General features: G+C 67.8%; 10 protein-coding genes, 1 tRNA gene and 1 pseudogene. All 12 read left to right on the forward strand.

Going from position 1 to position 11,000, the window contains the following annotated elements; all coding sequences use genetic code 11:
* A pseudogene (locus D180_RS19465) lies at positions 1–382 on the forward strand (phenylalanine--tRNA ligase subunit beta); the annotation flags it as partial.
* A 23-nt stretch (positions 383–405) separates the two neighbouring features.
* The gene (locus D180_RS19470) at positions 406–705 is read left to right on the forward strand and encodes an integration host factor subunit alpha (RefSeq protein WP_003466661.1); all 300 of its coding nucleotides are present in this window, start codon (positions 406–408) and stop codon (positions 703–705) included.
* Positions 686–1,042, forward strand: a complete 357-nt coding sequence (locus tag D180_RS19475; RefSeq protein WP_009597860.1) for a MerR family transcriptional regulator — start codon at positions 686–688, stop codon at positions 1,040–1,042. Before D180_RS19470 ends, D180_RS19475 begins: the two co-directional genes overlap by 20 nt.
* Before the next feature lie 103 nt (positions 1,043–1,145).
* A tRNA-Pro gene (locus D180_RS19480) sits at positions 1,146–1,222 on the forward strand.
* 570 nt (positions 1,223–1,792) lie between these two features.
* Positions 1,793–2,485, forward strand: coding sequence for a polysaccharide biosynthesis/export family protein (locus D180_RS19485; protein WP_026143621.1), 693 nt, complete (start codon positions 1,793–1,795; stop codon positions 2,483–2,485).
* Positions 2,482–3,918: a GumC family protein gene (locus D180_RS19490; protein ID WP_051064869.1), complete on the forward strand. Its 1,437-nt coding sequence runs from the start codon at positions 2,482–2,484 to the stop codon at positions 3,916–3,918. The genes D180_RS19485 and D180_RS19490 overlap by 4 nt, the downstream gene beginning before the upstream one ends.
* Before the next feature lie 309 nt (positions 3,919–4,227).
* Positions 4,228–5,688, forward strand: a complete 1,461-nt coding sequence (locus tag D180_RS19495) for an undecaprenyl-phosphate glucose phosphotransferase (RefSeq protein ID WP_017916111.1) — start codon at positions 4,228–4,230, stop codon at positions 5,686–5,688.
* Positions 5,689–5,866: 178 nt separating this feature from the next.
* Positions 5,867–7,138: a hypothetical protein gene (locus tag D180_RS19500; RefSeq protein ID WP_017914091.1), complete on the forward strand. Its 1,272-nt coding sequence runs from the start codon at positions 5,867–5,869 to the stop codon at positions 7,136–7,138.
* Positions 7,135–8,232: an acyltransferase family protein gene (locus D180_RS19505; protein WP_017914092.1), complete on the forward strand. Its 1,098-nt coding sequence runs from the start codon at positions 7,135–7,137 to the stop codon at positions 8,230–8,232. Before D180_RS19500 ends, D180_RS19505 begins: the two co-directional genes overlap by 4 nt.
* Positions 8,233–8,275: 43 nt before the next feature.
* Positions 8,276–9,409: a glycosyltransferase family 4 protein gene (locus D180_RS19510; protein WP_017914093.1), complete on the forward strand. Its 1,134-nt coding sequence runs from the start codon at positions 8,276–8,278 to the stop codon at positions 9,407–9,409.
* Positions 9,406–10,455 carry a GDP-mannose--glycolipid 4-beta-D-mannosyltransferase gene (locus D180_RS19515; protein WP_017914094.1) on the forward strand — a complete coding sequence of 350 codons (1,050 nt, stop codon included), beginning with the start codon at positions 9,406–9,408 and terminating at the stop codon, positions 10,453–10,455. Before D180_RS19510 ends, D180_RS19515 begins: the two co-directional genes overlap by 4 nt.
* Positions 10,452–11,000 (forward strand): oligosaccharide flippase family protein (locus D180_RS19520; protein ID WP_017914095.1); only part of this gene is annotated, 549 nt, incomplete at its 3' end. The genes D180_RS19515 and D180_RS19520, both read left to right, overlap by 4 nt.

Raw genomic sequence — 11,000 nt, forward strand, 5'->3', positions numbered from 1 at the left:
GCTGCAGGCGATGCAGATCGACGTGGACGTGCTGGCGTTCGAGCTGGACCTGGCGCCGCTGGCCGCGCGTGCCCTGCCGCGCGCCGCCGAGCTGTCGCGGTTCCCGTCGGTGCGTCGCGACCTGGCCGTCGTGGTGCCGGACGCGGTGAGTTGGGCGGCGCTGGCGCGCAGCGTGCGCGCGGCGGTGGGGCCCTTGCTGCGCGAGGTCGTGCTGTTCGACCGCTATGTCGGCGCCGGGGTCGAGGCTGGTTGCAAGAGTCTCGCTATGGGCTTGATTTTGCAGGACAACACGCGCACTCTGACAGACCGCGACGTGGAGGCGGTGGTCGCCGATGCGGTGGCCGCACTGGCGCGGGAACACGACGCGCGGATGCGTGGTTGAGAAGGACAGGGGATAGCAGGGCGATGGCGTTGACCAAAGCGGAAATGGCCGAGCGGTTGTTCGACGAAGTCGGGCTGAACAAGCGCGAGGCCAAGGAATTCGTCGATGCGTTCTTCGACGTGCTGCGCGATGCGCTCGAGCAGGGGCGGCAGGTGAAGCTGTCCGGTTTCGGCAACTTCGACCTGCGCCGCAAGAACCAACGGCCCGGCCGCAATCCCAAGACCGGCGAAGAGATCCCGATTTCGGCGCGGACGGTGGTGACCTTCCGCCCCGGACAGAAGCTCAAGGAGCGAGTGGAGGCTTATGCTGGACCCGGGCAGTAATCGCGAACTTCCGCCGATTCCGGCCAAGCGCTACTTCACCATCGGTGAGGTCAGCGAGCTGTGCGACGTCAAGCCGCATGTGCTGCGCTACTGGGAGACCGAATTCCCCAGCCTGGAACCGGTCAAGCGGCGCGGCAACCGGCGCTACTACCAGCGCCACGACGTGCTGATGGTGCGGCAGATCCGCAGCCTGCTGTACGAACAGGGCTATACCATCGGCGGCGCGCGCCTGCGCCTGGAAGGCGAGGGTGCCCGCCAGGAATCGGCGCTGAGCAACCAGATCATCAAGCAGGTGCGGCAGGAGCTGGAAGAAGTCCTGCAGTTGCTGCGGCGGTGAGCCATGGCGGCGCTGCTGCCGCTAGGAATGGCCGCGGCAAACCCGCTATAATCGCCAGCTCGCCGCAAGGCGGGTCCGCCATGACGGCGGAGACGCAACACACCGGGGTATAGCGCAGCCTGGTAGCGCACTAGTCTGGGGGACTAGTGGTCGTCGGTTCGAATCCGGCTACCCCGACCATCTTTCGAAGGCCCATGTCTGCGACATGGGCCTTTTTGTTTGGGCGCGTCGGATCGGCGGCGCGCGTGCGGCCGGTGTCGGCAATGGGCTGCCCGCCGGGATGGCAATGCGTGTCGGTATCGCGACATAGGGCGATCTGTATCGGCGCAGAGAGGCGGGCGCGTCGCCGTAGACAAAATGCGTGGGATTGCGCTGTCCCGCGACGGCGTCGTCGCCCCGCCAGAGCGGAAAGCCCCATGGGAACTGAGAGCTACGCAGCGTCAATGCGTTGACATTGATCACGTTAACATCGCGTCGATGGAACGTTCACGGGTCCTTGCTACGCTGAATAGCCGGACATGTAGTTGAACCCTCGCGTTACTGCGTCAAAAAAATGTCGGGTAACGCCTTGGTGGCGGCAGATGCCTGTGCCATAGTGCGTTGCAACACGAAGCTTCGCTGTTGGCCAGGGCCGTTCGTCCCAGGCAGGAATTGACACCGTAATCATCCTCCGACCGGGAACGGAACCCTGGCCGGCTGGGGGAGTGCGGCGCTTCGAAAACCAACCGACAGAGGGCATCAGCATCGCGCATGGGTAAACTTTCCGTGACCTTCCACTGGGCGCTGGCCCTGTTCTGCCTGGGGCTGCTGTCTGCATGCAGCAGCGGGCCGGCGATGCGTACCGACCTGCCGGCGGGCGATCCGCTTGCCGCTTCAATGGGCAAGCCGGAATACCTGCTCGGCCCGGGCGACCTGCTGACGGTCAAGGTGTTCCAGGTCGATGACCTGGAACGGCAGGTGCGGGTCGACAACGAGGGCCGCATCTCGCTGCCGCTGATCGGCGACGTGAAGGCCGCCGGCTCCAGCGTCAATGCGCTGCAGAAGGAGATCGCCGACCGCTACCGCAACGGCTATCTGCAGAACCCGCAGGTGTCGGTGCTGGTCGACGAGTTCACCGGCAACCGGGTCACGGTCACCGGTGCGGTCAGCGAGCCGGGCATCTATCCCATCCAGGGCTCCGCCTTGACCCTGCAGCAGGCGCTGTCGTTGGGCAAGGGCGTCAGCGACGTGGCCAGCCGCGGCAATGTGGTGGTGTTCCGCACCGTCGGTGGACAGAAGATGCTGGCGCGTTTCGATCTGCGCGAGATCCAGAAGGGCGCCGCGCCCGATCCGGCGATCTACGGCGGCGACATCGTGGTGGTGTACCGCTCCGATGCGCTGGTGTTGCTGCGCACCGTGGTGCAGCTGACCCCGTTCGTGATGGTCTGGAGGGCCTACCGATGAGCGCCTCCACCTTGCCTCCCGCTTCCGCGCCGCACCCGCGTCCTGTGGGTGCCCCGCTGAGCCCGGCCGACATCGGCCTGCTGGATTACTGGAATGCGCTGTACCGGCAGCGTTGGCTGATCATCGGCATCACCGGGGCAGTCGTCCTGCTGGCGTTGCTGGTCCTCCTGCTGATGACGCCCAAGTACCGCGCCACCAGCGTGCTGCAGATCGAGCGCGAATCGCTCAACGTCGCCAATGTCGCCAACCTGATGCCGGTGGAATCGCCGCAGGATCGCGACTTCTACCAGACCCAGTACGAACTGCTCGGCAGCCGGTCGCTGGCGCGGCAGGTGATCCGCGAGGCCAAGCTGACTGAGGCGCCGGCATTCAAGCCGCTGGTCGACGAAGCCCTGGAGAAGCTGCAGGACAACGGCGACGGACGTGCGCCGACGCCGCAGGCGCGCGCTGCCGCGGCGGAGAACGCGTTGGTCGGCCCGGTGCTGGATGCGTTGACCATCGAGCCGGTCCGCGACTCGCGGCTGGTGCGGATCAACTTCGATTCGCCCGACCGCGTGCTGGCCACGCGCGTGGCCAACACCTACGCCAAGATGTTCATCGCCTCGACCCAGGAGCGCAGGCTGCAGGCGTCCTCGTTCGCCGCGCGCTACCTGTCCGAACGCCTGGCGCAGCTGCGCGACAAGGTCGAGGAATCGGAGAAGAACGCGGTCGACTATTCCAGCCAGGAACAGATCGTGTCGATGGGCGAGGACAAGCCCTCGCTGCCGACGCAGAACATGAGCGAACTGAATGTGCGCCTGGCCGCGGCGCAGGATGCGCGGATCAAGGCCGAGGCGGCCTGGCGCCAGGCCGGTATCGGCGACGGCATGGGCCTGCCGCAGGTGGTCAGCAACCCGTTGATCCAGAATCTGCGCGCCGAGCAGGCCAAGATGACCGCCGACTACCAGCAGAAGCTGGCGACGTTCCAGCCCGGCTACCCGGAGATGCAGCGCCTGCAGAACCAGATCGCCGAGACCAAGCGGCAGATCGCCGACGAGGTCGCCAACATCCGCAGCGCGTTGAAGAACGACTATGAATCGGCGCGTCAGCAGGAAACCTTGCTGGCCGACCGCATCGCCGCGCTGAAGAACGACGAACTGGACCTGCAGACCCGCAGCATCCGCTACACCATGCTGCGCCGCGAGGCCGATACCAACCGCCAGCTCTACGACGCGCTGCTGCAGCGCTACAAGGAGATCGGCGTGGTCGGCAACGTGGGCACCAACAACATTTCGATCGTCGACCGCGCCGATGTGCCGGGCAAGCCGAGTTCGCCGAAGAAGCTGCTCGGCCTGGCGCTGGCCTTCGTGTTCGGCCTGTTCCTGGCGGTGGCGGTGGCGCTGGTGCGCTACTTCATCCGCGAGGCCGAAGCCGCGGCGGCGGCATCGGCGTGATGTCGCGGTGCCATGGCGCGCCGCACCGCGCGAGGCGTGGGTGCGTGCCGCACCGCACACAACGGCATCGGTTCGACGCACAGTCTTCAGTGAGGTGATACGTGGTTCAGCTAGGCAATGAGGTGCTCCATTATTTTCCAGCGCGGTTGTACGAAGACGTTGTTCTGTTGAAGTAATCACGGGCTGCCGTGGACCTGGGGTCGGCGAGGGAGGCGCCGCAGCGGTCCACAGGCAGGCGAAATCGAGGCCCGGCGGCGTCGCATGTTCCCCCGCATGCCGATCGACCGGGTTTGGATAGGAATCCCGATCATGCTTTTGGCAGACCTGAGTAGCGCCACCTATACGACCTCCTCGCCGCGCATGTTGTCCAAGTACGCGGCCGCGGCAGACATCCTGTTGCGCGTGTCCGACCTGACCGTCATGGTCGGCGGCGCGTTGCTCACCCACCGGTTGCTGTTCGGCACCTGGATGCCGGAACCGGCCTACAGGGTGGCGATCGGCACCACCCTGCTGTACGCGGTGATCTGCTTCGCGCTGTTCCCGTTGTACCGCAGCTGGCGCGGGCGCGGCCTGTTGCGCGAGATGATGGTGTTGAGCCTGGCCTGTGGCGGCGTGTTCGCCCTGTTCGCCATGCATGCCTTCGTGGTGCAGTTCGGCCAGCAGGTCTCGCGGCTGTGGATCGGCACCTGGTTCGTCACCAGCCTGGGAACGTTGCTGCTCTCGCGCACGCTGGTGCGCGGCGTGCTCAACCGGCTGCGCTCCGAAGGCGTGGACGTGCAGCGCGTGGTGGTGGTGGGTCTGCGCCATCCGGTGGTGAAGATTCACAACTACCTGAGCCGCAATCCCTGGGTGGGCATGCAGGTGGTGGGCTACTTCAGCAGCGACTACGACCTGTCGGTGGCCGACCATCCGCAGAAGCTGCAGTGCCTGGGCGAGGGCACCGCCGACGCGCTGATCGACTACCTCGACGACCACCAGGTCGAGCAGGTGTGGATCTCGCTGCCGCTGGGCGAGCGCGACCACATCAAGCAGCTGCTGCAGCGCATGGACCGCTATCCGATCCAGGTCCGGTTGATTCCCGATCTGTTCGACTTCGGCATGCTCAACCAGTCCGGCGACCAGATCGGCAATGTGCCGGTGATCAACCTGCGCCAGGGCGGGGTGGACCGCAACACCTACTTCGTGGTCGCCAAGGCGCTGCAGGACAAGCTGGTGGCCCTGGCCGCACTGGCCGTGCTGTGGCCGCTGATGCTGGCGATCGCGGTGGGCGTGAAGCTGAGCTCGCCGGGCCCGGTGTTCTTCCGCCAGCGCCGCCACGGCCTGGGCGGGCGCGAGTTCTACATGTACAAGTTCCGCTCCATGCGCGTGCAGCAGGAGCCCAGCGACGTGGTGGTGCAGGCTACGCGCGGCGACAGCCGGGTGACCCGCTTCGGTGCGTTCCTGCGCCGCACCAGCCTGGACGAACTGCCGCAGCTGTTCAACGTGCTCGGCGGCAGCATGTCTGTGGTGGGGCCGCGTCCGCACGCGGCGCAGCACAACACCCACTACGAAAAGCTGATCCACCATTACATGCAGCGGCACTACGTCAAGCCGGGGATCACCGGCTGGGCGCAGGTGAACGGCTTCCGCGGCGAGACGCCGGAACTGCGCACGATGAAGAAGCGCATCCAGTACGACCTGGACTACATCCGCCGCTGGTCGTTGTGGCTGGATACGCGGATCATCGTGCTGACCGCGTTCAAGGTGCTCGGGCAGAAGACCGCCTACTGATGCGCCCGATGCGTCTTCTTCCCGCCGACCGTGAACAGCGCCGGCGCCGCCTCCGCGTCGCCGTCGTTCCCGTGCTGCCTGCGTCGAATGACGTGGCGCGCGACACGTTTCTGCCGCGCGTGACGGCAGCCGATGGCCGCGTTGGCGTGCAACGCGCCGCCGCCGCAGCGAGGTGCGCATGCTGAGCGTGCCGGACATGCCGCTGCGCGAGCAGCGCCGCAACCTGCTGATCGAGCTGGTACTGCTGTTCGCCGTCGGCTACAACTTCGTGCTGGCGGTGATCAACGCCAAGGTGTTCCGGGTCAGCCCGGCGATGACCTACGCGGTAGAACTGGCGGTCTATGCGGCCTGTTTCCTGCTAGGTATGCGCGCGCTGGACCGCAAGCGCATGGCGATGGTGTTCACCGGCATCGCGCTGCTGGCGCTGCTGATGCTGGTGCGCCTGTTCATGGCGTGGACGCTGGATCCGAAGTTCTTCCGCGATGCGCTGATCCCGTTCGCCTTCCTGATGCTCGGCGCGGCGTATACCGGCTCGCTGCCGCGCATGTTCGTGCGCATGGCGCTGCTGGTGTCGCTGGTGGCGGTGTTCGAACTGGCGCTGCCCAAGGTCTACGGCGACGTGGTCAACCCCAAGAGCTATTTCGTCAACGCGCGCGGCGCCAGCGCGTCGAGCTTCTGGAATCAGGACAGCAACCTGTTCGTCAGTGCGACACGGCCCGGCGCACGCAACTTCCTGCCGTCCTCGAACCTGCCGCGCGCCTCCTCGGTATTCATCGAGCCGGTGACGATGGGCAACTTCATCATCTTCTTCACCGCGATCCTGCTGACGTTCTGGCGCTGGATGCGGCCGTTGGCGATCGTCGCCTCGGTGGCGATGATCGGCTTCCTGATCGTGGCCTCGGACGGGCGCCTGGCCGCCGGTACCTGCGTGATGATGGCGCTGCTGAGTCCGTTGCTGCTGCGTATGGACCAGCGCCTGGGCTTCTTGATCTTCTTCGCGGTGATGGGCGGAGCGTGGCTGCTGGTGTGGGCCTCCGGCATCCAGAGCTACGAGGACACCACGTTGGGCCGGGTGTTCTTCACCGTCGATTCGATCCGCAGGATGAGCGCCGATGCGTGGATGGGGCTGGACGTGGATCAGCCGTACCGCTACTTCGACAGCGGCATCGCCTACTTCATCTCCTCGCAGTCGGTGCTGCTGGTGCTGGCGTTCCTGCTGGCGTACTCGTTCGCGATGCTGATGCGCACCATCGAAGGGCAGTTGTTCAAGAACCTGCTGATCTTCGCCTTCTCGCTGAGCCTGCTGGTCTCCAACGGCTACTTCTCGATCAAGACCGCGGCGCTGTGGTGGTTCGTCTGCGGATGCCTGTGGCAGATGGCGCCCCGCCTGCGCGAGTCAGCCGCAGTGCCTTTGGCGCCGGCTCCCCGCATCCCGGCGGTGCCGGCATGAGCGCGCCCGCCACGGCCGTCTCCGCGTCCGTGCCGGCGCAGGGGCGCAGCGCATGGGCGAGCGCGCCGCGCGACATGCGCATCGATGCGGCCAAGGCGATCGCGATCCTGCTGGTGGTGTTCGGGCATGCCAAGGGCATTCCGCACGCCTACGTGATCCTGGCCTACAGCTTCCACGTGCCGATGTTCTTTCTGTTGTCGGGCTGGGTCGGCGAGGCCTTCGGCAATCGCCCGCTGAGCCTGGCCACGGTCGGCAAGCTGGCGCGCAGCCTGTTGCTTCCCTATATGGCGTTCTTCTTCGTTGCCTACGCGTACTGGATGCTGACCCGGCATATCGGCAGCAAGGCGCAACTGTGGGGCGACCGGCCGTGGTGGGAGCCGCTGCTGGGCCTGGTCAGCGGCATCGGGCCCAAGCTCTACGTGATGCCTGCGCTGTGGTTCCTGCCGGCACTGTTCGTGACCACGCTGGCGTATCTGGCGCTGCGTCGGACGCTGTCGTTGCCGGTACTGGCCGGGTTGTCGTTGCCGCTGGCCTGGGGCTGGGCGTGCTGGTTCCCGGGGCAGGACATGCGCCTGCCGTTCTCGCTGGACGTGCTGCCGGTGGCGTTGTGCTTCTTCGCGATCGGCGCGCTCGCCGCGACGCGGGCGCAGTGGTGGCCGGCACGGCCGGCCGGCAATGCGCTGGCGGCGCTGCTGCTGGGCGCGGCTTGGTTCGCGATCGCCTGGCACAACGGCCGCGTGGACGTGAACATGCTCAAGTTCGGCGATTCCCCGTTGGGGTTCCTCGCCGCCAGCCTGCTCGGCAGCGCCATGGCGCTGTGCGTCGCCGGGCTGGTGCGGCACTGGGGCTGGCTGCAGTGGATCGGGCGCAACACCTTGCTGATCCTGTGCACGCACACCTTGCTGTTCTCGGTGATGGCCGGCGTCGCCGCCCGCACTGGTCTGGTCCGCGGCGATGCCTGGGGACCGGCCTGGGCGGTGTCGGTGAGTGTGCTGGCGGTACTGGCCAGCGTGCCGATCCGCGTGGTGCTGGTGCGGATCGCGCCGTGGATGATCGGCGTGCGCCGCAGTGCGGTCGCGGGAGCGACGGCATGACGGCGGCGCTGCGGGCCGCGCACGGGCGCGACGGAGGCCGGGCATGAAGGTGGTGCATGTGGTGCGCCAGTTCCATCCGTCGGTCGGCGGCATGGAGGAGGTGGTGCTGAATATCGCGCGCCGCCATCTGCAGCAGGGCCGCGACCAGGTCGAGGTGGTGAGCCTGGACCGGGTGTTCACCGATCCGCAGCAGCGCCTGGCGCCGCGCGACAGCCACCAGGGCGTGCCGATCGTGCGCTTGCCGTACCGCGGCTCCTCGCGCTATCCGCTGGCGCCGTCGGTGCTGGCGGCGGTGCGCGGCGCCGATCTGCTGCACGTGCATGGCATCGACTTCTTCTACGACTTCCTGGCCCTGACCCGGCCGCTGCACCGTGTGCCGATGATCGTCTCCACCCATGGCGGTTTCTTCCACACCACCTATGCCTCGCGCCTGAAGATGCTCTGGTTCAGGACCCTCACCCGCGCCTCGGCACTCGCCTACGCGCGGGTGGTTTCGACCAGCGAGAACGACGGCCAACTGTTCTCGCAGGTGGTCGCGCCGCAGCGGCTGCGGGTGATCGAGAACGGCGTGGACGTGGACAAGTTCGCCGGGCAGGGCAGCGCCACGCCCGGGCGCACGCTGATCTACTTCGGGCGCTGGTCGGTCAACAAGGGCCTGCTGGAGACGTTGGACCTTTTGCGCGCGCTGGCCGCACAGGATCCGGCCTGGCAGTTGATCGTGGCCGGGCGCGAATACGACTTCAGCGTGGCCGACCTGCAGCAGGCGATCGCCGAGCGCGGCCTGCAGCAGCGGGTGCGCCTGCAGGTGGCGCCGACCCAGGCGCAACTGGCGCAGCTGCTCGGCAGCGCGCAGTACTTCGTGTGCCTGTCGCGGCACGAGGGATTCGGCCTGGCCGCGGTGGAAGCGATGAGCGCGGGGCTGCTGCCGATCCTCAGCGACATCCCGCCGTTCGCGCGTCTGCACCGCGAGTCGGGGCAGGGCGTGCTGGTCGACCCGGCCGATGCGCAGGTGGCCGCGGCCACGGTGCGCGCCTTCGCCGCCGGCACCGATGCGGACTTCGCCGCGCAGCGCGCAGCGGCGATGGCCTACGCGCATCGCTACGACTGGGACCGCGTGGTCGGCGCCTATCTGGACGAATACCGCCTGGCGCTGGGCGGCGCGGAGGGCGGCCGATGAGCGGCGAGAGCCAGCGCCAGGGCACGTCGCAGCAGGCCGCGCCGGCGGTCACCGTGCTGCTGTCCACCGAGCGCCCGACCGCGACCACCAATCCCTATCTGACCCAGCTCTACGCGGCCCTGCCGCCGCAGGTGCAGCTGCGCTTCTTCTCCATGCGCGCGGCACTGCTGTCGCGCTACGACGTGCTGCACCTGCACTGGCCGGAGTACCTGCTGCGGCATCGCACGGCGCTCGGCACCCTCGCCAAGCAGCTCTGTGTCGCCGTGCTGCTGCTGCGGCTGCGCCTGGCCGGGGTGCCGTTGGTGCGCACCCTGCACAACGTGGCGCCGCACGAGGACAAGGGCTGGCGCGAACGCCTGTTGCTGCGCTGGATCGACCGCCAGACCGCGCGCTGGATCCGCATCAACGCGACCACGCCCGCGCGCGCGCCGGCCACCGACACCATCCTGCACGGCCATTACCGCGACTGGTACGCGCCGCTGCCGCAACCGCAGCGCGTTCCCGGGCGCCTGCTGCACTTCGGGCTGCTGCGCCCGTACAAGGGCGTGGAGACGCTGATCGCGACGTTCGGCGCGCTGCCCGATCCGCAACTCAGCCTGCGCATCGCCGGCAATCCGATCGATGCGCAGATCCGCGGCGTGGTCGAGCGCGCCTGCGCCGAGGATCCGCGGATCAGTGCGCGCCTGCAGTACGTGGAGGATGCGGTGCTGGCGCAGGAGATCGGCGAGGCCGAACTGGTGGTGCTGCCGTACCGGCAGATGCACAACTCCGGCACCCTGCTGCTGGCGCTGTCGCTGGCGCGCCCGGTGCTGGCGCCGTGGAGCGAGGCCAATGCCGCCATCGCCGACGAGGTCGGCGCGCAGTGGGTGCAGTTGTACCGGGGCGAGCTGGATGCGGCGCAACTGGCGCAGGCATTGGTGCAGGCGCAGCAGTTGCCGGCCGACGCCGTCCCGGACCTGTCGCGGCGCGACTGGAACGGCATCGGCCTGCAGCACTACCGCAGCTATCTGCAGGCGCTGACCGCGCGCCGCGGGGAGCGCGCATGAGCAGCGCCGAGACCCCGCGGCCGGCAGCGCCGCAACCCGGACTGGGCGCCCGCGCCGCCGGCGGTGCGGCGGTGACCATGGCCGGGCAACTGGCCAAGATGGTGGTGCAGTTCGGCGGCATCATTCTGCTGGCGCGGCTGCTGACGCCCTACGACTACGGCCTGATGGCGATGGTGACGGCGATCGTCGGCATGGCCGAGATCCTGCGCGACTTCGGCCTGTCCTCGGCCGCGATCCAGGCCAAGCACGTCAGCCGCGAACAGCGCGACAACCTGTTCTGGATCAACAGCGGCATCGGCCTGGCGCTGGCGATCGTGGTGTTCCTGTCCTCGTCGTGGATCGCGCACTTCTACCGCGAGCCGGCCTTGCTCGGCATTTCCCAGGCGTTGGCGGTGACCTTCCTGCTCAACGGCATGACCACGCAGTACCGCGCGCACCTGAGCCGTGCGCTGCGCTTCGGCCAGGTCTCGCTGAGCGACGTCGGCGCGCAGGTGCTGGGCCTGCTGGCCGGCGTCGGCGTGGCCCTGGCCGGCTACGGCTACTGG

This window comes from Xanthomonas sp. SHU 166 (assembly GCF_000364685.1).
Lineage (GTDB): Bacteria > Pseudomonadota > Gammaproteobacteria > Xanthomonadales > Xanthomonadaceae > Xanthomonas_A > Xanthomonas_A sontii.

What these genes read in the sequence shown, in the direction of transcription:
- D180_RS19470 (WP_003466661.1), top strand. Translation starts at nt 406, where the DNA reads ATGGCGTTGACCAAAGCGGAAATGGCCGAGCGGTTGTTCGACGAAGTC.
- D180_RS19475 (WP_009597860.1), top strand. Translation starts at nt 686, where the DNA reads ATGCTGGACCCGGGCAGTAATCGCGAACTTCCGCCGATTCCGGCCAAG.
- D180_RS19485 (WP_026143621.1), top strand. Translation starts at nt 1,793, where the DNA reads ATGGGTAAACTTTCCGTGACCTTCCACTGGGCGCTGGCCCTGTTCTGC.
- D180_RS19490 (WP_051064869.1), top strand. Translation starts at nt 2,482, where the DNA reads ATGAGCGCCTCCACCTTGCCTCCCGCTTCCGCGCCGCACCCGCGTCCT.
- D180_RS19495 (WP_017916111.1), top strand. Translation starts at nt 4,228, where the DNA reads ATGCTTTTGGCAGACCTGAGTAGCGCCACCTATACGACCTCCTCGCCG.
- D180_RS19500 (WP_017914091.1), top strand. Translation starts at nt 5,867, where the DNA reads ATGCTGAGCGTGCCGGACATGCCGCTGCGCGAGCAGCGCCGCAACCTG.
- D180_RS19505 (WP_017914092.1), top strand. Translation starts at nt 7,135, where the DNA reads ATGAGCGCGCCCGCCACGGCCGTCTCCGCGTCCGTGCCGGCGCAGGGG.
- D180_RS19510 (WP_017914093.1), top strand. Translation starts at nt 8,276, where the DNA reads ATGAAGGTGGTGCATGTGGTGCGCCAGTTCCATCCGTCGGTCGGCGGC.
- D180_RS19515 (WP_017914094.1), top strand. Translation starts at nt 9,406, where the DNA reads ATGAGCGGCGAGAGCCAGCGCCAGGGCACGTCGCAGCAGGCCGCGCCG.